This window comes from Veillonella parvula, from assembly GCF_032577575.1.
GTDB lineage: Bacteria > Bacillota > Negativicutes > Veillonellales > Veillonellaceae > Veillonella.
The window spans coordinates 1-24,892 of record NZ_JAWFVO010000002.1 but is presented as its reverse complement, the minus strand read 5'-3'; the positions used below and the strand labels follow the sequence as shown (position 1 = coordinate 24,892).

The window sequence follows — 24,892 nt, the reverse complement described above, 5'->3', positions numbered from 1 at the left end:
TGTCGGAATAATCATTTGACAAATCTGAATAAAGTAGTAATAATAATAGTATAATTATATAGTGAGTATGCAAGGGAGCCTATTATATAGGCTGAGAAAGGGCTGCGAGCACCTGACCTTTATACCTGATCGGGATCATGCCCGCGTAGGAAGCACGCTAATACTTAATACGGGTATCGATCATTTTGTTCGATACCCGTTTTTGCATACCTAACTATATATGTCTTTTATATAGGAGGATGTAAAAATGTTTATGACACAATTGGAATCGGCTGTGGCTGGCGTAGTTACGAAGGAAATGAAAGTAGTCGCAGAAAAAGAGCGTATGGATGAAGAGGTGTTACGTTCCTTAGTGGCAGCAGGAAAGGTTGTTATTCCTTGTAACAAGCAACATACTAGTATTTCGCCTGAGGGGATTGGCAAACGCCTTAGAACGAAAGTCAATGTTAATTTAGGTACATCGAAAGACGTCACTGATTATGATAGCGAAATTAAAAAGGTTAATCGAGCCATTCGACTTGGAGCAGAGTCGATCATGGATCTTTCCACTCATGGTGACACTCGTATTTTCAGACGTAAATTAATCGAGACATCGCCAGTAATGATTGGCACGGTGCCTATCTATGATAGTGTCATTCATCATCAAAAAGATTTGGGTGAATTAACGGCTCAAGACTTCTTGGACACTATTCGATTACACGCTCAAGATGGTGTAGATTTTATTACTATCCACAGTGGTATTACGAGAAAAACAATAGATCAAATTAAGAATCATAAACGGTTGCTTAATATTGTTAGCCGCGGAGGGAGTTTGGTATTTGCATGGATGAGCATGACAGGCCATGAAAATCCATTCTATGAATACTTTGATGAAATCTTAAAGATTTGCAAAGAATATGATGTTACTTTGTCTTTGGGTGATGCTTGTCGTCCAGGTTGCTTGGCGGATGCAACTGATGTGTGTCAAATTGAAGAGCTTGTGAGGCTTGGTGAATTGGCAAAACGAGCGAAACAATATGGTGTACAAGCCATGATTGAAGGACCTGGGCATGTACCTTTACATCAAATACAAATGAATATGGAAATACAAGAATCCTTGTGTGATGGAGCGCCCTTCTATGTGTTGGGGCCGCTCGTCACAGATATTGCTCCCGGTTACGACCATATTACAGCTGCCATTGGTGGTGCTGTAGCGGGTATGCATGGAGCGGCATTCTTGTGCTACGTTACACCAGCGGAACATTTAGCCTTACCAAATGCAGATGATGTAAAAGATGGAATTATGGCTTTCAAAATAGCGGCGCATGCTGCAGATATTGCTCGTGGTATTTCTAATGCAAGAGATATAGATGACACTATGGCTAAGGCACGTCAAGTTCTCGATTGGGAGGCACAATATGCTTGTGCCATTGATCCGGAACGGGCTCGTTCTATTCGTGAAAGTAGAGCTCCGGAGGAAGACCATAGTGAAACCTGTTCGATGTGTGGCAAGTTTTGTGCTGTACGCAGTATGAATAAAGCTTTACAAGAAGAATATATTGATATTTTATAAGCTTTTTCATATAGGAGGTCATTATGGACTTGATTGTTAATGGAGAACCAAAGCTTGTTTCAAGTGAGCAACTTCATTTGGTTTTTGATGAATTAGGGTATTCTGGTAAACACTTTGTAGTTGAGCTTAATGGCGAGATTCTTAGTAAGGAAGCATATACAACCACTAAATTAACGGCTGCTGACAGATTAGAAATCGTTAGCTTTGTAGGAGGTAATTGATATATTGGATACATTTACTATAGGTAATATTGGGGTAGGGCCTATTTTTTCTACACAGACAAAACCCAATGCTAATCCTGTAGGAATTTCTTATGTATATTGGGCAAAGCAATTTAGTAAGTTTCCTATTGTTGCTATTGGGAGGATTAAAACGACAAATGCTGATATCGTTTGGCAAGCGCATCCCGATTTTATTTGTGCCGTTTCTGAAATAACAGAGTCGGACAATATAAAAAATACGGTTTATGAGCTTATGACTGGATATAGGAAAGTCAGATAAAAAAATTGAGTTTACATACAAACCACAAGATTATAATCTTGTGGTTTTTGGCTATAAAAGAATTTTGTATACATGATAAAAATCATTGCTAACACATCGATTTATTTAGTATAATCGTATCATTAAATTCAATATTCTATAGAATTTATAAAATAAATGAAGATGGAGAGGTAATAGTATATGTCTCATTATGTAGATTTAAATAGTGATTTAGGCGAAAGTTTTGGTAACTATACATTAGGCATGGATAATGAAGTATTAAATCACGTAACGAGTGCTAATATTGCTTGTGGTTGGCACGCTGGAGATCCTCTTATTATGGATGCGACTGTTTGTATATGTAAAGAAAAAGGAGTTGCCGTAGGGGCGCATCCTGGTTATCCAGATTTGATGGGATTTGGTCGTCGTGCGATGGCAGTAAGTCCTGCTGAGGCAAAAGCCTATATGATGTACCAACTAGGTGCACTTCAAGCTTTTTGTGATAGTTATGACATTACTTTACAGCATATGAAGTTACACGGTGCTTTTTACAATACAGCCTGTGTTACGCCTGTACTAGCCGATGCAATTTTAGATGGTTTACAAGCGGTAAATCCTAATATCGCGGCCATGGTATTGAGTGGTAGCTATATTGCTCAAGAGGCACAGCGACGAGGTATTCCTGTTATACAGGAAGTGTTTGCCGATCGTGGCTATACAGAGGAGGGAACATTGGTCCCTCGTACAGAAGTAGGTGCTTTCATTAAAGACCCGCAAGAGGCTTTAGACCGAGTTCTTATGATGGCTACAAAGGGTAAGGTTGTTACTAATACGGGGAAGATCATTGATATTGTGGCCGACTCCGTATGTGTTCATGGTGATAACCCAGAAGCGATAGCTTTCACAAGATATATTCGGGAGGGGCTCACAAAAGCTGGTGTAACGGTGGCGAATTTTCAACACCGATAACGCTATTAAATACATTAAAATAAATGCTTAATTAATTCCAACAAAAATGCAAATATAAGTATTAAAAGTAAGTATTACATGTAAGTATGAGCTTTAAGCAATAAGTATGGCATCAATTAATTATTATATGTGGAGGTTCCTATGAAACCAATTACAGGTAAAGCGAGTTTCTCTGTCCTACTAGGGGCAGCTTTCTTAATGGCCACGTCTTCCATTGGACCTGGATTTATGTTACAAACGGCAGCATTTACAAATGAGTTGAAAGCAGACTTTGCATTTGCTATCGTTGTATCCGTTATTTTCTCTATTATTGCACAGCTTAATGTGTGGACGATTATTGGGGTATCCCAAATGCGTGGTCAAGATATTGCGAATAAGGTATTGCCAGGCCTTGGTTATATAGTGGCATTTTTAATTTCCCTTGGTGGATTGGCCTTTAATATCGGTAATATTGGTGGTGCTTCTATGGGCCTCAATATTATATTTGGAATTGACACAACAACAGCGGCCGCTATTAGTGGTATTTTGGGCATCTTATTATTTACATCCAAGAAGATGGGTGGTGTTCTAGATAATACGGCTAAAGTACTCGGTACGGTTATGCTTGTCCTTATTGCTTATGTAGCCTTTTCAACAAATCCTCCAGTAGGTACAGCAGTAACTCATGCGATAGTACCTACGAATTATCCATGGCTTGCTACGATAACTCTTATTGGAGGGACCGTAGGTGGATATATAACATTCTCTGGTGGTCACCGCCTCATTGATGCTGGTATTACAGGTCAAGAACATTTAAAGGATGTACGTCGTGCAGCGATTATGGGCATGTCTGTTGATGCGCTAGTTCGTATATTATTATTCTTAGCTGTTCTTGGTGTGGTATCTATGGGGGTTGTATTAGACTCTAAGGATCCAGCTGGTTCTGCATTTCTTCTCGGCGCTGGTGAAATCGGTCATAAATTATTCGGTATAGTGTTCTTCTGTGCCGCATTGACCTCTGTAGTAGGGGCTGCTTACACATCAGTATCCTTTTTAAAAACATTGTTTAAAGTTGTAGAAAGAAATGAAAAATTGACTATTATGGCGTTTATTTTTATTTCTACATGTATCTTAATCTTTATTGGTAAACCAGCATCTCTATTGATTTTAGCGGGCTCTGTAAACGGTTTAATCTTGCCTGTTACGTTGGCAGTTATGCTCGTTGCTACTCATAAATCCGAAATCGTAGGGGCATATAAACACAATAAACTTTTATATTATACCGGTTGGATTGTAGTGCTCGTAACATCTTATATTGGTGTTACATCTTTAAAAGGCATTGCTAAGTTACTAGGTTAATTAATTATCTGTGAAAGCACCATTACGTTCGGCTTGAATGTGATGGTCCTTTCTAGTTATAGCAGGAGGTACATATGAAACCTACAATTTCACCTGTAGGGGATTGCGCTATCTCTATTGATTTTGGTCAAGTAATCGATCCAAAGATTAATCGACAAATCCGACAAATTATAGAGCAGATTAAAGGCTTACAACTAGATGGAATTGTTGAACTAGTTCCTACATACTGTGCATTGCTTGTTCAATATGATGCAATGGTATATACGTATTCCGACATTTGTAGAATTCTTAATCCTATATTACAAGAATCTGTAACAGACAGCGCAAATGAACGTGTTACAATTGTTGAAATCCCAACCATATACGGTGGTGAGTATGGTCCAGATCTAGGCTTTGTAGCCTCTCATAATCATATAAGTGAAGCTGAGGTTGTATCCATTCATAGTGGTACAGATTATTTGGTTTATATGTTAGGTTTTATTCCTGGTTTTACTTACTTAGGTGGAATGGATCCTCGCATTGCAACTCCGCGGTTGTCTTCGCCAAGAACTTTGATCCCTGCCGGCTCTGTAGGTATTGCGGGAGAACAGACTGGTACATATCCATCAGATTCTCCAGGGGGCTGGCAGATTATTGGACGTACACCTGTGACTATGTATGACATGTCTAAGAAACAAGCTGCACTATTGCAAGCCGGAGACTACGTTCGTTATGTGTCTATCGATGAAAACGAATTCCATAGGATTAAATCCTTGGGTATGGAATATATTCCGTCTATGTATGAAGTAGAGGTGGGTGAGTTACGTGGGTATAAATGAGTTTAAGGCTGCTTTAATCCGCGTAGATGCGCCAGGGATGTACACTACGATTCAAGATTCTGGCCGCGTAGGCTTTCAACAATATGGTATGCCTGTGGCTGGTCCTATGGATAGTGAAAGCTATTTCTTGGGACAGGCTCTAGTAGGAAACAAGGAACCTCTAGGTGCTTTAGAATGTACTGTGTTACCTCCTACGCTAACTGTTCAAGGTACATGTATTGTTGCTTTTACAGGGGCCGACATGCACCCAACCATTAACAATGTAGTCGTGCCTAGATATATACCTTTTATTTGTCACGAAGGGGATATCATTTCTGGTGGCTTCAGCCAATGTGGCGTGCGTATGTATATTGCTTTCTCTGGTGGTGTCGATGTTCCTGCTATTAACGGTAGCGTATCCACTCATACAAAGGCTAAAATAGGTGGTTTTGAGGGGCGTTCATTACAAGCGGGCGATCAGTTTGGCATTAAAGCATTTACTAGAGACGAAGTGAATGTGTGCGACTTCTATGGAACTCATAAATTATTTAATACCGCTTTATATAACCGCGGCGGTCGTGAGTGTCACGAACCTTTGCGTGTTGTTCTCGGGAATCAAACAAAGTATTTTACAGAGAAAGGAATCAAGACCTTTGGTAGTAAAATATATACGTTGACTGTGCAATGTGATCGCATGGGCTTCCGCTTAGATGGTCCTGTTATAGAGCATATCGATAGTGCAGACATTATTTCTGATGGTGCTGTATTTGGCTCTATTCAAGTTCCGTCAGATGGAAATCCAATAATCCTCATGGCGGACCGACAAACAACGGGCGGCTATACAAAGATTGGTACTGTCATTACCGCCGATTTACCTAGGTTAAGCCAATTGCCGGTAGGGGACGGAATTCATTTTGATATTATATCCGTTGAAGAAGCACAAGAAATATATCGCACATATATTAGACGTTTGCATAAGCGAATACAATTAGCACACGAACAAAGTTTATATGTTTTTAAAGTAAGCTAATTTGTTCTCTAATTTAATTATATAAATTAGTAATAAAGCTATCTCGTAGATTGTGATTTCTATGAGATAGCTTTTTATTATGTAATGTAAGACGAATTCGATTAAATGTTGACAAAAACTGAAGCATAATAATCTAAAAGTAATACATGATAAGTTAAATGCTGTATAACAGGATAATAGTGATGTATAAGAGGTTCAACTTAATCGACAATAATCTGAGTATATTTTTTGAAAGGTTTAGTAACTCAATCATTGATTAAAGGAGAACATATAAAGCTTTATAAAAATTTAATGAATTAATTATATCTACAGTGATGACATGTAACTTAGTCCATAATATCTAGTTGCATACATGTTTTTTTAGTATATATAATCTCATAAATGAAATTTAAATAATTGATTATGAGTTTATATTCATTTTATCTCTTCAGTATGGTATAAAATAAGCCCGTATTTTATATGATTATGTGATATGAATCACCATAAAAGGCATTGCTAAGCTATTTTTGTGATGCTTGAAATTGTGAAAAATAGGTGAAAATGCTTGATAGTGTATTAAAGGTTTTGATATACTTAACATATTGAAAATATTGAAATTCTCATATGATTTATCATATGAAGAAGCATAGAGGGAGCATTAATATAGTTTATAGGAGAAAATATGAATAAGATTTTCAAAGTGGTTTGGAGCAAATCAAAAAATTGTTACGTAGTAGTATCTGAGTTCGCTAAGAATAATAGTGGGAAAAAGAAAATTGTTGTAGCAACTATCTTTGCTGCATTAGCAATGTCTAGTGCTAGCATTTCTATGGCGTCAAATGATGTGCCTGCTGGCTTGCCTGCTTCAGCAGTAGGGTTGGGGCCAAGTGCTTCTGTTACTGGAGACAAAGCTGTAGGTTTTGGTTATAAAGCAGCTGCTGCTGGCGGAAATTCTGTTGTTATTGGTTCTAACGCTAGTGTTGCTACTGGTAGTCCACAAGGGATCGCTATTGGTGGTGGTAACTATAATAATGAAGGTGCAAGAGTAATTGGGGAGCAAGCAATCGCCATCGGGGGAAATACATTAGCCAAAGGCCACTCTTCTATTGTTATTGGTGGCGATGATGTAGTTAAAGCTGATGGTATAAAAGTTATTTACACTACAAGTGATGGAGCGACTCAAACTGGGGACTTGCGTAGTGCTGTTCAAAGTTTAACTGGCTTTGATATGAGAACCCCAATGTATACAATGGCGACGGCTGGCGAATCCGGTATCACATTAGGGATGAAAGGTCAGTCTGGTAATGTGGGAATTGCCATTGGTACTGGTGCAAATGCAAAGGATCGTTTAGCAGGAACTGCTACTGGCGCTACTGGTCAACAAAATGATGATGTAACAAATGCTATTGCTATTGGTACAGGGGCTAGGGCAAATCGCGATAATGCTATTGCTCTTGGTGGCGGTTCTAATACTGATATAGGTGGATCAAAACAATCTAGCTATACATTGCCGAATGGCACTGTTGCTTCTTGGGCTGGTGGCGATAAAACATTACCAGGTGATATTGTATCCTTTGGTTCTGCAGGTTATGAACGTCAATTAAAACACGTGGCTCCTGGTGAAGTAAGTGCAACTTCTACAGATGCAATTAATGGTTCTCAGCTTAGTGCTCTCGTAGACCAAGTCACTTATAAATACATATCTATAAAATCAACTGATGCTGGTAATAAAGATAATACTGGTGCTACAGCACCTAATTCTATTGCTATTGGTCCCAATGCCGCGACAGATGCATCTGCGAGTCGTTCTGTAGCTGTTGGTGATGGCGCTAGAGGTAAAGTAGTAGATGGTGTAGCTGTTGGTTCAAAATCTATAGCTGATATTGCTTCAGGCGTAGCGGGATATAATGTTAATGCTAGTCGTACAGATATATATGCTGGTTTAAGTGGTGCTGCCCTAACATCTAAATTAGGTGGTGTTGCTGTTGGTACGACAAACCAAACACGTCAAATTAATTATGTTGCTGCAGGTACTGCTGATACAGATGCAGTAAACGTGGCACAGTTAAAGAGTGTTAATCTAGCTTTTACAGGTGATACTGGTACAGGCGATGTAAACCTTGCTAATAGTAAATTAGCTGTAAATGGTGATAATACATACATTAGTACTACAGCTAATGGTAAGAAAATTACAGTTTCTGGTAAAAAGCAAGATATCACGGTAGCAAATGGTAGCGCTACAGCGACTGCTGGTATGGCGGATTCTGCTAATGTAGCTAATGCAATTAACCAAGCTATTGATCAAAACAAATACGGTTGGAACCTTTCTGCTAATGGCGAAGCTATACCAGTAGCCGTTGAAAAAGGAAATACAGTAGATTTTTCTGGTGACGATAATGTTACGGTTGCTAGAAATGATAAGAAAATCTCTGTAGCCTTGAAGAAAGATCTTTCTAAATTAAACAGTGCATCTTTCAATAATGCTGGCGGTAATGAAACTGTAAAAATTGATGGTGACAAAGGTATCAATGCTGGGAATTTGAATGTTACGAATGTAGCAGATGGTATCGCTGATAAAGATGCTGTTAATGTATCTCAATTGAAAAAAGTTGACGATAAAGCTGAAGCTAACAAAACTGCTATTGATACAAATAAAACTGCAATCGCTAAAAATGTAGGTGATATTGCAACAAACAAGGCTGACATTGCCACCAATAAAGATAATATTGCGACGAACAAACAAAAAATTGCCGACAATAAAACTGCAATAGATAAAAATACTGGTGATATTGCAACGAATAAGGCTGACATTGCCACCAATAAAGACGATATTGCAACGAACAAGCAAAAAATTGCCGACAATAAAACTGCAATTGATAAAAATACAGCTGATATTGCTACAAACAAAACGGATATTGCTACCAATAAGGACAATATTGCTGCGAACAAGCAAAAAATAGCTGACAATAAAACTGCAATTGATAAAAATACTGGTGACATTGCTACAAACAAAGCTGAGATTGCAACTAATAAGGATAACATTGCAACCAATAAAGCTAACATCGGATGTGACTGTTAAACTCGATGATGCAACTAAAAGTAAAGTCGACAATGCAGCTGATCGAGACTTGAGTAATTTGACTCCTGACGGTAAGCAACAAGTTAAGGCTTTAGCCGCTTGGAATGTAGTAGCTAATAATGAAACGGCTGAAAAGGTTGAGGGTGGTAACACTGTTAAATTCATCGATGGTGATAACATTTCCATTACTCAAAATGGTAAAGACTTTACCATTTCCACTAAGAAAGATGTAACTTTTGATACGGTAACTGCTAATCAAACGATTACAGCGCCAAAAGTAAAAGCGACAACTGGCGTTGAAACACCTCAAGTAACTGGCTTGACTAACACTGCATGGGTTCCAGGTCAAACACAAGCTGTATCTGGTCGTGCAGCTACAGAAGATCAATTGAAACAAGTTGATGATCAAGTAGCAGACAATAAAGCCAATATTGCTGATAATACAGATAAGATTGGTAAAAATGCTGATGCTATTGCAGACAACAAGCAAAAAATTGCCGACAATAAAACTGCAATTGATAAAAATGCGGGCGATATTGCGACAAACAAAACAGATATTGCTACTAATAAGGACAATATTGCTGCGAACAAGCAAAAAATAGCTGACAATAAAACAGCAATTGATAAAAATGTAGGCGATATCGCAACAAATAAAGCTGATATTGCAACAAATAAGGATGGTTGCTAATGGCGACGATGTGACTGTTAAACTCGATGATGCAACTAAAGGTAAAGTCGACAATGCAGCTGATCGAGACTTGAGCAATTTGACTCCTGATGGTAAACAACAAGTTAAGGATTTAGCAGCTTGGAATGTAGTTGCTAATAATGAAACAGCTGAAAAGGTTGAAGGTGGTAACACTGTTAAGTTCATCGATGGTGATAACATTTCCATTACTCAAAATGGTAAAGACTTTACCATTTCCACTAAGAAAGATGTAACCTTTGATACGGTAACCGCTAACCAAACGATTACAGCGCCAAAAGTGAAAGCGACAACTGGCGTTGAAACACCTCAAGTAACGGGACTGACTAATACTGCTTGGGTTCCAGGTCAAACACAACCTGTATCTGGTCGTGCAGCTACAGAAGATCAATTGAAACAAGTTGATGATCAAGTAGCAGACAATAAAGCCAATATCGCTGATAATACAGATAAGATTGGTAAAAATGCTGATGCCATTGCAGACAACAAGCAAAAAATAGCCGACAATAAAACTGCAATTGATAAAAATACTGGCGATATTGCTACAAACAAAACAGATATTGCTACAAATAAAGACAATATTGCTGCGAACAAGCAAAAAATAGCTGACAATAAAACTGCAATTGATAAAAATACTGGTGACATTGTTACAAACAAAGCTGACATTGCAACTAATAAGGAGGTTGCTAATGGCGACGATGTGACTGTTAAACTCGATGATGCAACTAAAGGTAAAGTCGACAATGCAGCTGATCGAGACTTGAGCAATTTGACTCCTGACGGTAAGCAACAAGTTAAGGATTTAGCAGCATGGAATGTAGTTGCTAATAATGAAATGGCTGAAAAGGTTGAAGGTGGCAACACTGTTAAGTTTATCGATGGTGATAACATTTCTATTACTCAAAATGGTAAAGACTTTACCATTTCCACTAAGAAAGATGTAACTTTTGATACGGTAATCGCTAACCAAACGATTACAGCGCCAAAAGTGAAAGCGACAACTGGCGTTGAAACACCTCAAGTAACAGGTTTGACTAATACTGCTTGGGTTCCAGGTCAAACACAACCTGTATCTGGCCGTGCAGCCACAGAAGATCAATTGAAAAAAGTTGATGATCAAGTAGCAACAAACAAAGCTAACATTGCGGACAATAAAGCTGCAATTGATAAAAATGCAGGCGATATTGCGACAAATAAAGGAGATATTGCAACCAATAAACAAAAAATAGCTGATAATAAAACAGCAATTGATAAAAATACTGTCGACATTGCTACAAACAAAGGGGATATTGCTTCTAATAAAGCTAATATTGCTCAAAATACTACGGCTATCGCTCGTAAAATTTCTTTAGGTGGTAACTCTGGTTCGACTGATGAAAAATCATTGAGCACAGGTGATGTGAAATTCAATGTTAAAGGTGAGAATGGTCTTACTACGGTTGCTAATGGTGACGATGTGACTGTTAAACTCGATGATGCAACTAGAAGTAAAGTCGACAATGCAGCTGATCGAGACTTGAGCAATTTGACTCCTGACGGTAAGCAACAAGTTAAGGATTTAGCAGCATGGAATGTAGTCGCTAATAATGAGACGGCTGAAAAGGTTGAAGGTGGCAACACTGTTAAGTTCATCGATGGCGATAATATTTCCATTACTCAAAATGGTAAAGATTTTACAATCGCAACTAAGAAAGATGCTACTTTTGATACTGTAACTGCAAATACAAAAATTACAGCTCCAGAAGTTGGTGGCTTGACTAATACCACTTGGGTTCCAGGGCAAACACAACCTGTATCTGGTCGTGCAGCTACAGAAGATCAATTGAAACAAGTTGATGATCAAGTAGCAAAAAATAAAGCCAATATTGCTGATAATACAGATAAGATTGGTAAAAATGCAGAGGCTATTGCGGATAACAAACAAAAAATAGCTGATAATAAAGCTGCAATTGATAGAAATGCTGCTGATATTGCTACCAATAAAGATAATATTGCGACGAATAAACAAAATATTGCTGATAACAAAGCGGCAATTTCTAAAAATGCTGGCGATATTGCAACAAATAAAGCTAATATTGATAAAAATAGAGAAGCCATTGCTCGCAAGATTTCTTTAGGTGGTAATACTGGGTCTACCGATGAGAAATCCTTGAGCACAGGTGATGTAAAATTCAATATTAAAGGTCAAAATGGTATTGTTACTGAAGCTAATGGCGAAGATGTAACTGTTAAATTAGATGATGCCACGGCTAATAAAATCAATAATGCAGCAAATATGGATTTGAGCAACTTAACAGATACTGGTAAACAACAAGTTAAAGATTTATCCGCATGGAATGTAGTAGCTAATGGTAATACTGCCGAAAAAGTTGAAGGTGGTAACACAGTTAAGTTTATCGATGGTGATAATATTTCCATTACTCAAAATGGTAAAGACTTCACAATTGCTACTAAACAAGACGTAACTTTCAATACTGTAAAAGCAAATCAAACAATTACCGCACCAAAAGTGAAAGCTACAGAAGGGGTAGAGACACCTCAAGTGACTGGCTTGACTAATAAAGAATGGATTTCTGGTCAAACACAACCTGTAAGCGGTCGTGCAGCCACAGAAGATCAATTGAAACAAGTTGATAATCAAGTAGCAGAAAATAAAGCCAATATTGCTGACAATAAGGATAAAATTAGTAAAAATACTGCTGATATTGCTGCCAATAAAGGCAATATTGCGACAAATAAACAAGATATTGCAGATAATAAAGCTGCAATTACAAAAAATGCTGGAGATATTGCAACCAATAAAGCTAATATTGCTAAGAATACAGAAGCTATTGCTCGTAAGATTTCTTTAGGTGGTAACACCGGTTCTACCGATGAAAAATCGTTGAGTACAGGCGATGCAAAATTCAATATTAAAGGCGAAAACGGTTTAACAACTGTAGCTAATGGTGAAGATGTAACTGTTAAGATTGATGATCAAACTAAAACAAAAATCGATAATGCAGCAAATCAAGATTTGAGCAACTTAACAGATGCTGGTAAACAACAAGTTAAAGATATATCTGCATGGAATGTAACGGCTGCTGGCGGTACCGTTGAAAAAGTACAAGGTGGGGATACTGTAAAATTCCAAGCGGGTGATAATCTTGTAGTTAACCAAGATAGAACTACTTTCACATATGGCTTGGCTAAAGACTTGAAAGGTCTAAACAGTGTTACCGTAGGTGATGAAAACGGTGTATCCACTAAGATTACTCCTGCAGGTACAACTGTGAAAGATGCAGCTGGCAACTCTACTGTAATTAAAGGTGGTGGTATGACTATTACTCCGACAGATACAACAGCTAGCCCTGTATCCCTTACTGTAGACGGCTTAAATAATGGTGGTAAGCAGATTCGTGGTGTAGCTCCTGGCACAGCTGATACTGATGCAGTAAATGTTAGTCAGTTAAAAGCCTCTAATGCTGGTTTACAAGAAGCTGTTAATCGTGTAGGCACTGAAACACAACGTGTTGGTGCTCATGCGGCAGCTATGGCAGCGTTGAAACCAATTCAATACGATCCATTGGAACCAACACAAATTATGGCTGGTATTGGCAACTACCGTGGTGAAACTGCGGGGGCTATCGGTATTGCTCACTACCGAACTGAAGATACTATGTTCAACGTAGGTGTTTCACTTGGTACTAGCCACAACATGGTAAATGCAGGTGTTACGCATAAATTTGGTGGTAGTCGTGAAAGAAAAGATGCTATTCCAGAACGTTATAAAGCAGGTCCAATTAGCTCTGTTTATGTAATGCAAGACGAAGTATCTAGCCTCAAAAAAGAAAATAGTAATCAAAAAACTGTTATTGCTAATCAAGCAGCACGTCTAAATACATTGGAAGCTGAAAATGAACGTCAACGTCAAGAATTGGCTGAGACTAAACAAGGCTTAGATGACTTGCGTGCAGTAGTAAATCAATTATTAGCCGCTAAAGGTTAAGAGTTGAGAGCTAGTTTTGATAATAGTTTAAGATAATCATTTTCCTGTAAATCTAAAGAACCTCTTATACACTGTTATACCTGATAGGGTACATACATTTTGTATAAGAGGTTCTTTTGCTATTTTGATATATATTCTTATTTAAAATGCATAACATATGAATGACTTCTCATATGTTATATGATATAATACAGTGGAAATAAGAGGTGAAGTGATGCCTCTACTATGTATGATCTTACATGAATAGGAGATAGGATGTTAGACCGTATACAACGATGGCTTTCAATAGATACCATGTTACCTGTTGCAGAACGATTAGGACCTGTAGGCACGACAAAGCAGCTATATGGTAATTATTTAAAAATAGCTTGGCCAGCTACATTACAAGGCTTGATGTTACAATTTATGACGGCCATCGATTTGGCGATGGTTGGTGCCTTAGGTGCGTCAGCTCTTGCTTCGGTAGGCATTATGGGACAACCTGAGATGGTAATGCTCATCTTCTGTCGAGCCTTATCCATTGCCGTGACGGCAATTATAGCTCGTCGTAATGGTGAAGGTGATGTAGATGGTATGAATGCCGTGCTCAAGCAGTCTATTTTATTGAATTTTTTGATTTATGTACCGTTATTATTGATATGTTTCTTAAATTTAGAGCATATTCTACGTTTTACAGGTGCTGAAGATGGCTATATTGAAACAGCTGTTTGGTATGGTCGTTTCATAGTTATTAGTTTAATCTTTCAGTCTTTTAGTCAAATCGTAGGGGCTGCACTCATTGGATATGGTAATACTAAAGTTATTTTTAAATCTAATGTAGTAGGGAATATTTTGAATACAATAATGAACTTCTTCTTGATTTATGGTATTGGTTTCTTCCCTGAACTTGGTGTTATGGGGGCAGGGGTTTCCACCATGATCAGTAGTGCGATTATTGCATTATTGTTGTTGCGTACGATTTCACAACATACTGCTACTGGATTAACATTGCGCCATCCGTCGAAGTGGATTTTTGAAAGACCTGTACTTCATACGATGTTTCACGTAGGTGGCAGTTCTTTAGGGGAACAGTTCTTTGAGCGGTTCGGTATGTATACATACACTATGATTGTTGCTTCCTTAGGTGCAGTACCTTTGGCCGCGCATTACGTATGTATGAATCTAATGGATATATTTTATTATTTTGCGATGGGACTTGGCTTTGCAGGCGCGTCACATACGGGTCAAAATCTTGGGCATAAAAGGCCGGATATTGCACGTACTTATGGTAAAATTGGTGCTCGTATCGGTTTAGTCGTGGGGATAGTGAGTGCATTAATCTTTATTGGCCCTGGTGATTTTTTAGTACAGTTATATACTCGTGAAAGTGATGTTGTTACCCTTTCTGCTACTTTGATGGGCATTATGGCAATCGCTGCATTTCCTCAAGCATTACAACAAGTATACTCCGGTGTGTTGAAAGGTGCAGGGGATACATATTACATCATGAAATATTCCCTTGTGAGCGTAGCAATCATTCGTCCTATTATTACGTATCTATTGTGCATTACATTAGGTTTAGGACTTTTTGGGGCATGGTTATCTTTGTGCTTTGATCAGTCTCTAAGATTATGTTGTTCTTATTTTAGATTTATTCGAGGAGCATGGCAACATAAGGTTGTTTAATGAGATGTAAATATAGTTTTAATTTAACTTTCGCTTTATATTAAAAATAGGCTTCATGTAAATGTTAAAATTTAAAATACTAATACTCGATATAATTTTAAACGGTAGATAATAATTATAAATTTTGTTGATTATTCTTTTTCACATTGAAATTTTTAGAAGAATTCATGAAAAAAATAGTGAATAGACTCTTGTCTATTAAAAATTTTTGATGTACAATACTTAATGTGAAAAAAATGACACATTGGGGAATGTGTTATCTGACCAGAAACTTCTGATTTCACGTATATATGTAAGGGATATACATATGAAATGATAAAAGCCTCCTTAGTGTATAAGGGGGCTTTTATTTGTTCAATTATAGTTAGATCTATTAGTGTATATAATAATGATTTTGATGAACTTACAGGACCAGTGATCTTATTATTGTTAGAGAATCTTAAAAAAGATAAATAGTATTATAATTACGGGACTGTAATATGTGCAGAAAATCGCAGTGATTAGGTAATTAAGAGGATTTAAATATTTATATTTATAACATTAATAGATAGATATAACTAAAAATTCATCTGATATTCATGAAGAATATTGAATTATATTGAAAAATTGTGTAAAATATAAGCATATTATTACCAAAGCCTAAGTATTATAAGGGCTGTTTTTGGAGGGAATTATAATGAATAAAAAATTATTAGCTTTATTGGCAGTTGCTGCTGTAGGCGTGTCCGTAGCAGGTGCAACTCCTCAAACTCAATTCAATAAAGGTGAGTTTCAAGTTGATCTTGGTGCGTCTGATTCTAAAGCAAAAACTAAAGCTTGGACTTCTGATGCAAAATGGAACTTTGATGGTGGTGTAACATACGCTTTCACAGACAAAACCGCGTTACAATACCAATACCATGGTTTGAATGATAAAATGTTCGGCACTAGCTATAGTGACAGAATGCAAGAAGTTAACTTGGTTCAATCTTTGAATAAAAATTTCGCAGTATATGGCGGTTATGCTCATATTTCTGGTGATACATTCCCTAAAGCAAATAATATTGCTCAATTGGGTGTAATTGGTAAAGCTAATCTTGGCTCCAAAGTAGACGTTTATGGTAAAGCGGGTGTAGGGACTAAGAGAACTACCACTTGGGAAGCAGGTTTAGGTTATAAAGTTAACCAAGACTGGGATATTAATGCAGGGTATCGTTATATCAATACTAAACGTGATGATAAGTCTAATATTTCCTTCCAAGGTCCTGTAGTAGGATTATCTTACCGTTTCGGTGGTCACAAATCCGTAGCTCCTGTATACACTCCAGCACCAGCTCCTGTATACACTCCGGCTCCAGCTCCTACTGTAGAAGCGCCTGCATATAAAACTCCTAAATTGGACTACTATGTACAATCTATCTACTTTGACTCTGATCAAGATGTTGCTCGTGCAGACCAATATCCAAACTTAACGGCTGCTGTAAATGCTGCTAACCAATATTCTCAAGACCAAGTTAAATTGATGGGTAACGCTGATACTGATGCAAACCCTCAATACAACATTGCTTTGTCTGAACGCCGCGTACAACATGTGGCTCAATATTTAGTTAACCACGGTGTATCTGCCGATCGTCTTATCGGTATTGCTAATGGTGATGTTAAACCAGTTGCAACTAACTCTACAGCAGCAGGTAAAGCTGAAAACCGTCGTGTAGACGTTTATATTCATCGCTAATTTCTAGACTTATCTAGATTAGCCCTACAATAAGTCCACCTTCAATCATGCTCTCTTGTTCATCGGGAATTCGAGCATGCGACAAGGTGGACTTTTGTGTTATACTAAGCTTGCATACAATACTAGGTCATACAATGTTCATTATGCTTTGGTAATGTATGCGATGTGAGAATCGTATAGTTATATAGGTGTAGCTTATTAATAGTGTTATGTGAAGTAGGTTATTATGAAAGAATTTAAATATTACAAACAGCTCATAGGGGCTATTATACTAGCGGGCATTATGATTATGATGGCACTACGTATAAGTGATATTGCTAGTGGTCTTGACGCTATCTTTACGGCCTTTGTTCCGCTCATTGTGGGTGCTTGTATTGCTTTCGTATTGGATATTTTAGTCGTTCGTTATGAGCGATGGCTATGGCCTAAGTGTGACTCTGGATGGAAGTATAAAATACGTCGCCCGTTGAGTCTTTTGCTATCCTTTGTAACAATTAGTGTTATTGTGTATTTTATTGCTCGGATGGCTTTACCTCAATTGATTCATTCTATGTCGATTATTGTAGCTGCATCACCGCAATTGTATACGGATTTCCAAACATGGATGCAACATATTACAGAAACCATTCCAATGGCATCGAATCAAACGATTATAGATGCCCTAAGTGGAGAAAATATTGCTAAATATACTCGTGAATGGGGGACAAAAGGTGGCACATATATTGTAAATGCAATGGGCACCGTATTGTCTTGGACTTTGAACATAGGTCTTGGCTTAATTTTTGCTGTTTATATGTTGCTTGATAAGGAACGCCTTATGTTACAAGGTAAACGTATATTAAAGGCATATGCATCAGATGAGTGGGTAAATCGAGTTAGTTATGTAACTCGCGTAGCAGTTCAAACATTCAGTAATTTTTTTGTAGGTCAGTTTATAGATGCCTTGGTTCTAGGCGTGATGGTAGGAATTACTTTATGGCTATTTAATATTGAATATGCTACAACGATTGCCTGTGTAATTGGTCTAACTGGATTGATTCCACTATTAGGTATTTATGTTGGTGGTATCATTGGAGCCGTTATGCTACTTACTGTTAGCCCTATGGATGCTCTCATCTATGTAATTATTTTAGAGGTACTTCATCAAATTGAAAGTAACTTTATTTATCCTAAAATTGTAGGTAACTCTGTTGGATTACCAGGTTTGTGGGTATTTGCTGCTGTTATCGTAGGCGGTAGTTTGATGGGGGTTACTGGTATGTTGATCGGTGTACCTTTAGTGGCTACATGCTATAAATTGATTATGACTGATGTAGATGGACGACTTGCATCTAATGAAGGTTTATAGTATATTGTCTAAATGATATGACTATTTACATATTTTTCGTGTTGCTGAATATAGCATGAACTTATAGAAATTCTAGTGTACTAATAGTTTGATTAATAGAAGCATAGTATCTAGTAGGAGGATTATAATGAATAAAAAGTTGATTTCTATGGCATTAACGGGGGTATTAGCAGTGGGCATGTTATCCGTTGCTACACCAAGTGTGGCAGATGCACGCAAAACAAAGCCTGAAACAAGTACGGATATTTCTGTAAAACGTGCACCTGGCGAGTCCATAGTTATGACTATGAGCCAAATTGGAACTATTTTCCAAAATCGCTATCCTAATGCGGCACTTCATTCTGTAGAGCTCAACTCTAATGACTTGAACTATGGTTATAAAGTAGTTGGTTATAGTAAGTATCATCAGTACAAGATGAAAATTGATGTAATCACTGGTAATGCTTCTGATATGGAAGAGGGGGGCAAACCTAAGAAAGTTATTGGTGAGATTTTTAATAAAGATAAAGTTATTGAATCAACGCAAGCAGAACGTGTTGCAAAACAACAACTTGGAAATGATGCTGTTATGAAGGGCTGGAAAATTGAAGCTCATAATGGTAAAGTTTTATACTATGTGACTATGCATCAAGATGGTAAAAAAGTAGTTGTTACAGTAGATGCTGAGACAGGTGCTTATGTAGAACAATCTAAATCCTATAAATTACCACCTGAGCCAGATCAAGGCTTCGATGGTCGTAAAACAAATCTCGTTTGGGGTTCTGATATAGATATGGGCCGCTAACCTATCTATTGATGATTAATAAGAAAAGAGCCGAAGGCAATGCCTTTGGCTCTTTTTTGCGATTCCGATACTATAAAATATCGGTTGATAGTGCTCTTATGTTAGAATATTTTTTTTACAATAGATATGTTTGCAACAAAAGTACTGCGCCTAGGTTTAGTCCTTTTATTATTTATAACTATAGTTGTATTACCAACGATTTTCGTAGTACACTTGTGTCCACATGATAACCTCGACGAGGGATGGATGTGGGCTCATAGTTTCGCCTACAGTGATAACGGATCTAGGGTCCATTTCACGAGTAATACCTTTTTCACGTAAACGTTTAGTGCGTTCAGAAGCAATTTCTTCGTTGATTGCTGTCAACGGAGTTACACCACTATTCATAAGGTTCACATAAGGCTGGAAGAGGATAGAAGCTTGAGGACCTACGACATGCATACCAAGGATATGGTTGGTGTCTTTATCTACCACAATTTTTACAAATCCATCGTTTATATCTCCAGGGTTGATACCCATTGCATAGCCTTTTGCAGTGGAGGAGTAGAAGTTCTTCCCAACCCCTACATTGTAACCTGCTTTGATAGCTTCCGCCTCTGTGAGACCTACACTACCAATTTCAGGATAGGAGAATGTAACCTTAGGTAATGTATCATACCTTGCCCAACGGTAATCATCTTCACTTGTTGCATAGAAGAGATTGTGAGCAATGATATCTGCTTCGTAGTTTGCACGGTGACGGAATGCAGGTTCACCATTTACATCACCTAAAGCGTAGATACCATCAACGGATGTTTCTAAGAATTCATTAGTTTTAATCCAGCCTTTAGGCCATGTTTCGATACCAGTATTTTCAAGGTGAAGCTCTTCCACAGCTGGACGGATACCTGCAGCTACAAGGATTTCTTCAACTTTAGTTTCTGTAATTTCTCCAGTAGTACGATCTTTAGTAACTACCACTTTAAGGCCATCTTTTTGGCGGATTTCAACAGTGTCTTGGTTTAGAAGTACGTTAATACCACGTTCTCTGTAGTTGTTAAGCAAGTGTTCCGATATATCTGCATCTTCTTTAGGAACTAAACGTACATTATGTTGTAGAATTGTTACTTTTGTACCAGCGGAATCAAATACATGAGCGAACTCAACACCAATCGGACCCGCACCAAGTACAGCAAGGGATTTATATGGCTGTTTAGGGAATTTATCACCAAAGAGACTTTCACTAGTAAGGAAACCTGCCTCTTGAAGACCAGGTACATTCGGTACATTACTATAGCCACCAGTACCAAGGATAATTGTAGGCGCTGTAATTTCTACAATGCCAGAACCATCGTTAAGATGGATGTTCATCACTTTATCAGATACAAAGCTTGCTGCACCACGATACACATCTACGTTGTCATAGGCATTGTAATAATCATAGATGCCTGCAGATTCGTCAATTTTATGCCAAGTACGCTTGGACACAGTGTCCCAGTCCATAGTAGCAGAACCAACATTAACACCGATTTTTTTAAATTCTTCTGTTTCTTGGATTGCGTTAGCCACTGTAACCATAACTTTTGTAGGGATACAACCGCGAGTTAGGCATGTGCCACCAAATTTACCTTTTTCTATGATTGCCACTTTAAGGCCTTTTTTGAGCGCAGCGTCAGCTACGATGGTTGCGCCTCCTGTACCAACTACAATAATATCGTATTGTTTCATGTTGATTCCTTTCTATATATCTACTAATAGTTATTATCATTAACTATATTATACCACTACATTGAAAAAAATCAATATAGTTTGTTAGTGATTGGTGAAAGTTTATATTTAGTTTATCCAAATACATAATATTATTTCCAGAAAATTAAGAGGCGCGGATATATGTAACTTCCACAAAGCCTTATAAAATAATATGTAATTAGTTTACAAAAAAAGACGGTCCCAAAGGACCGTCTAAAAAAATTTTAGTTCCAATCTTGATGATAACCGCGTTTTGCATAATCAGCAGTAGCAGTGAAGAGGATATCTGTGCTAGAGTTAAGTGCAGTTTCCGTGGAATCTTGTAATACGCCGATAATAAAGCCTACGCCTACAACTTGCATTGCTACATCATTGGATATACCGAATAGGGAACAAGCCAATGGAATGAGTAACAAGGAACCGCCTGCAACACCGGAAGCCCCACATGCACCTATAGTGGCAATAACAGATAATAGGATTGCGGTAGGAATATCTACAACGATACCTAATGTATGCGCCGCAGCTAATGTCATGATTGTGATTGTAATTGCTGCACCACCCATATTGATTGTAGCTCCTAATGGAATGGATACGGAATACATATCTGGATTAAGTTTTAATCGTTTGGCTAAATCAAGGTTTACGGGAATGTTTGCAGCAGAACTACGTGTAAAGAATGCATAGATTGCAGATTCTCGTAAGCATTTGAATACCAATGGGTATGGATTACGACGAAGGTAAATAAATGATAAAATTGGATTGATTACTAGTGCTACAAAGATCATAGAACCAAGTAATAATACGAGTAATTGAAAGTACCCAATCAAGGCTTCGATGCCGTTAGTAGCAATGGATTCTGCTACAAGGCCCATAATACCAAGAGGGGCGAATCGAATGATCCAACCTACTACAGTAGTAATAGCTTGTGCAATGGACTCCATAACTTCCTTCGTATTCATCGGTGCATGGCGTAAAGCACCACCAATGATAAGTGCCCAACCTAAAATACCGATGTAGTTAGCAGTCATTAATGCTTTTACTGGATTATCAACTACATTTTTTAGTAATGTTGTCATAACCTCTACGATACCTTGAGGTGGTGCGGCATCGGCTGCACCTGCTGCTAGGTGTAATGTAGTAGGAAAAAAGAAGCTTACGATTACTGCTAAAGCCGCAGATAGGAATGTACCTAGTAAATATAAGGTTATAACAGAGCCCATACCTGTTTTTTGTCCAGAGCGATGTTTACTAATCGCAGCAATTACTAAGAAAAATACGAGGATAGGGGCGATACCTTTTAGCGCTCCAACGAAGAGGACTCCTAATAAAGCAAGTTCATTGGCCACATCGGGCACATAAAGAGCAGTTAAAATACCAATAATCAAACCTATGATAATTTGTTGGATTAGACTGACTCTATTGATTGATTTTACAAATCGATTCATAGTACACTCCAATACTTATATAAAAACAAATAAAATTCCATGATAAAGTATCCTTTCAACATGGACATATGTCATTATACAACGAACATGAAATGGTGGCAATAGATATTATAATCGATAGTCGTATATATTTATTATAAATATAGGTAAAAAATAGATATGTGTGTTTAGTTCTATATTATGTAGCGGAAAATACTAAATACCAGTGTTTTTAGTAGATATGTATATATTACATAGTCACTATATAGAGTATATATATTAGGATTCTTTTTAGCGTTCCTATAGTGTGGTATACTATGCCATATATAATTCTTGAACATAGTTCTTGATTTGTGAAAGGACCATAATGAATACTAAAGAATTTAAAACGTATGCAGATAAAGAAAAATTTGTGCAAGGCGTTTTTTCTAATATTGCAAAAAACTATGATTTAATGAATACGGTGTTAAGCTTTGGACAAGATTATTTTTGGCGTAAATTCTCTGTAAAAGCGATGAATATCGGTCCTCACCAATATGTACTTGATGTGGCATGTGGTACTTGTGTATTTACGAAGGAAGCATTACGTCAAGAGCCCACTTTGAAAGTAGAGGCATTAGATTTTAATAGTGAAATGCTAAACCAAGGGCGTGTTCGTATTGAAACTGCCGGTTTACTTGATCAAGTAAATTTAGTACAAGGTGATGCCATGGCCTTACCATATGAGGATAATACATTTGATGCTGCAATGAGTGGCTTTGCAATGCGAAATGTTCCAGATATTAAGCAGGTATTGTCTGAAATGCAACGCGTGGTAAAACCAGGGGGGAAGGTTGTGGTGTTAGAACTTGCAAAACCAAGTATGTTTGGGTTTAAACAGTTATATAACTTCTATTTTTCATATATATTGCCTATTATAGGAAAATTGAGCAAAGATAACTCTTCCTATGCATGGCTTCCAGAATCTTTACGTAGATACCCGCATCAAAGTGAGATTTTAGAAATCTGGAAATCTCTTGGATATGAAAATGCCACCTATCATGAATTGACAGGCGGCATTGTAGCTGTACACGAAGGTGTGGTACCGGAAAATTCTATTGTAGATAATAAGTGATGTTAGCGTCTTGTGAAACTATTAAAGAGCCTTTTTCTACAGGCGTAGTAGTTTCGAGAGCTGCTTTTAGCATTACTGGGTTACGATAGTAACCAGAGTCCATTGTGCTAGTTTCAGTTGTGCTAATGGAAACAGTTTTTACTGGTCCCAATGTACGACCGAGGGCAGCTGCGATAACTTCTGCTTTATGGCGACCGTTTTGAATCGCTTCTGTAGTTAAAGAATCAGATAATTGTTGAGACACATCATTTTGGAATGAAAGGTTGTTGATGTCGTTAGCACCAGCGCTAACAGCGGCATCGACAACCTTTCCTACGTTATCAAGGTTATTGATCTTAACTGTTACATGATTTGATACATTGTAACCTGTATTGATGCGTTTGCCGTCTTGATAGTCGCTCGTTGGATTGATGGAAATGCTAGATGTATAGATGTCTTTTTTTGCAACACCTAAGTTAGCTAATTGACTAATTAAATTACTCATAATACGATCATTATTAGATTTTGCAGCATTGATATTGGTATTTTGGCTTGTAATACCAAGTGTTAAAATCGCATAGTTAGGTGCTACAGATCGAGACGCTTGACCAGTAATATTAATTTCTGAAGTATCAAATGTGCCCTGTGGTGCAGCTAATGTGGTAGTTCCCATAGTAGCACATATAGCAGCTATAGCTACAGCTTTTGATAATAAATGTTTTGATAGTTTCATACTCAATCTCCTTACAATAATGTAATATTCATATTGGTAAATGCTAATAAAAGAAAACTAATTTGTGCTGAAAGTTCTTTATTACAGCTACATTGTACATGATTAATTGTGTAAAATCAATTATTAGGTTTATAGTTGAAAATGAAAATAAAATGAAGATTTTGTAAAATTGAGAATTGGGGGTTGCGATTATATTTTTATTGTACTATAATATGCATACAGTCGTTTGAGCGGCTGTTTCTTAATGAGTGTAGCAATACACTTAGAGGTTTAAAATGAACTTCAAAAAGATTATAAAATGTGTTGACATGAAAGTGGTCATAATGTTATTATAATCAAGTCGTCAATTACGACAGTACTTAATAATGAAGTAGTGCAAATTGATAACAGATCTTTGAAAACTGAACAATGATAGGTAATCAATCATATGATTGAACATATGCCAGAGTGCGGGTTTTGACATAGTCAAAACCAACCATAATTCA

The 24,892-nt window shown here is 37.4% G+C and carries 16 protein-coding genes, 1 pseudogene and 1 riboswitch; of the genes and pseudogenes, 14 read left to right on the top strand and 3 right to left on the bottom strand.

From position 1 onward, the window contains the following. Positions 1 to 61 precede the first annotated feature (61 nt). Positions 62 to 169: riboswitch (TPP riboswitch) on the top strand. Between the two features lie 78 nt (positions 170 to 247). From thiC to E7K77_RS03960, 13 genes and pseudogenes are all read left to right on the top strand, one after another. Beyond that, positions 248 to 1,552: a phosphomethylpyrimidine synthase ThiC gene (gene thiC / locus E7K77_RS04025; protein ID WP_325306294.1), complete on the top strand. Its 1,305-nt coding sequence runs from the start codon at positions 248 to 250 to the stop codon at positions 1,550 to 1,552. A gap of 23 nt (positions 1,553 to 1,575) precedes the next feature. Beyond that, a complete protein-coding gene (gene thiS, locus E7K77_RS04020) occupies positions 1,576 to 1,773 on the top strand; it encodes a sulfur carrier protein ThiS (RefSeq protein WP_325306293.1) in 198 nt (65 codons plus the stop codon). Between the two features lie 4 nt (positions 1,774 to 1,777). Then, positions 1,778 to 2,053 carry a thiamine phosphate synthase gene (locus E7K77_RS04015; RefSeq protein WP_325306292.1) on the top strand — a complete coding sequence of 92 codons (276 nt, stop codon included), beginning with the start codon at positions 1,778 to 1,780 and terminating at the stop codon, positions 2,051 to 2,053. Positions 2,054 to 2,233: 180 nt separating this feature from the next. After that, complete coding sequence (locus E7K77_RS04010) at positions 2,234 to 3,001, top strand: LamB/YcsF family protein (RefSeq protein WP_325306291.1); 768 nt, start codon at positions 2,234 to 2,236, stop codon at positions 2,999 to 3,001. A gap of 141 nt (positions 3,002 to 3,142) precedes the next feature. Then, the gene (locus tag E7K77_RS04005) at positions 3,143 to 4,339 is read left to right on the top strand and encodes an NRAMP family divalent metal transporter (RefSeq protein WP_325306290.1); all 1,197 of its coding nucleotides are present in this window, start codon (positions 3,143 to 3,145) and stop codon (positions 4,337 to 4,339) included. Between the two features lie 74 nt (positions 4,340 to 4,413). Then, entirely contained in the window at positions 4,414 to 5,157 is a 744-nt protein-coding gene (pxpB, locus tag E7K77_RS04000; RefSeq protein WP_325306289.1) for a 5-oxoprolinase subunit PxpB, read from the top strand. 37 nt (positions 5,158 to 5,194) lie between these two features. Beyond that, positions 5,195 to 6,166 (top strand): biotin-dependent carboxyltransferase family protein, encoded by a 972-nt coding sequence (locus tag E7K77_RS03995; protein WP_443084079.1) that lies wholly within the window; start codon positions 5,195 to 5,197, stop codon positions 6,164 to 6,166. A gap of 661 nt (positions 6,167 to 6,827) precedes the next feature. Next, positions 6,828 to 9,654: pseudogene (locus tag E7K77_RS03990) on the top strand (ESPR-type extended signal peptide-containing protein); the annotation flags it as partial. A gap of 232 nt (positions 9,655 to 9,886) precedes the next feature. Beyond that, entirely contained in the window at positions 9,887 to 13,918 is a 4,032-nt protein-coding gene (locus E7K77_RS03980) for a YadA-like family protein (protein ID WP_325321174.1), read from the top strand. A gap of 255 nt (positions 13,919 to 14,173) precedes the next feature. Continuing rightward, positions 14,174 to 15,583 (top strand): MATE family efflux transporter, encoded by a 1,410-nt coding sequence (locus E7K77_RS03975; RefSeq protein WP_278604969.1) that lies wholly within the window; start codon positions 14,174 to 14,176, stop codon positions 15,581 to 15,583. Positions 15,584 to 16,259: 676 nt separating this feature from the next. After that, positions 16,260 to 17,297, top strand: a complete 1,038-nt coding sequence (locus tag E7K77_RS03970; RefSeq protein ID WP_012864012.1) for an OmpA family protein — start codon at positions 16,260 to 16,262, stop codon at positions 17,295 to 17,297. A 226-nt stretch (positions 17,298 to 17,523) separates the two neighbouring features. Next, positions 17,524 to 18,645 (top strand): AI-2E family transporter, encoded by a 1,122-nt coding sequence (locus E7K77_RS03965; protein ID WP_123138480.1) that lies wholly within the window; start codon positions 17,524 to 17,526, stop codon positions 18,643 to 18,645. Between the two features lie 127 nt (positions 18,646 to 18,772). After that, the gene (locus tag E7K77_RS03960; RefSeq protein WP_004692962.1) at positions 18,773 to 19,429 is read left to right on the top strand and encodes a PepSY domain-containing protein; all 657 of its coding nucleotides are present in this window, start codon (positions 18,773 to 18,775) and stop codon (positions 19,427 to 19,429) included. A gap of 189 nt (positions 19,430 to 19,618) precedes the next feature. On the opposite strand, the gene E7K77_RS03955 is transcribed toward E7K77_RS03960, so the two are convergent. After that, the gene (locus E7K77_RS03955; protein ID WP_325321173.1) at positions 19,619 to 21,136 is read right to left on the bottom strand and encodes a dihydrolipoyl dehydrogenase family protein; all 1,518 of its coding nucleotides are present in this window, start codon (positions 21,134 to 21,136) and stop codon (positions 19,619 to 19,621) included. Between the two features lie 245 nt (positions 21,137 to 21,381). Continuing rightward, a complete protein-coding gene (sstT, locus tag E7K77_RS03950; protein WP_004692960.1) occupies positions 21,382 to 22,602 on the bottom strand; it encodes a serine/threonine transporter SstT in 1,221 nt (406 codons plus the stop codon). Positions 22,603 to 22,948: 346 nt separating this feature from the next. Here sstT and E7K77_RS03945 point away from each other — a divergent pair, with 346 nt between their 5' ends. Continuing rightward, a complete protein-coding gene (locus tag E7K77_RS03945; protein ID WP_105087078.1) occupies positions 22,949 to 23,695 on the top strand; it encodes a ubiquinone/menaquinone biosynthesis methyltransferase in 747 nt (248 codons plus the stop codon). On the opposite strand, the gene E7K77_RS03940 is transcribed toward E7K77_RS03945, so the two are convergent. Continuing rightward, positions 23,676 to 24,407 carry an SIMPL domain-containing protein gene (locus E7K77_RS03940; protein WP_004698386.1) on the bottom strand — a complete coding sequence of 244 codons (732 nt, stop codon included), beginning with the start codon at positions 24,405 to 24,407 and terminating at the stop codon, positions 23,676 to 23,678. The genes E7K77_RS03945 and E7K77_RS03940 overlap by 20 nt on opposite strands. Positions 24,408 to 24,892 lie beyond the last annotated feature (485 nt).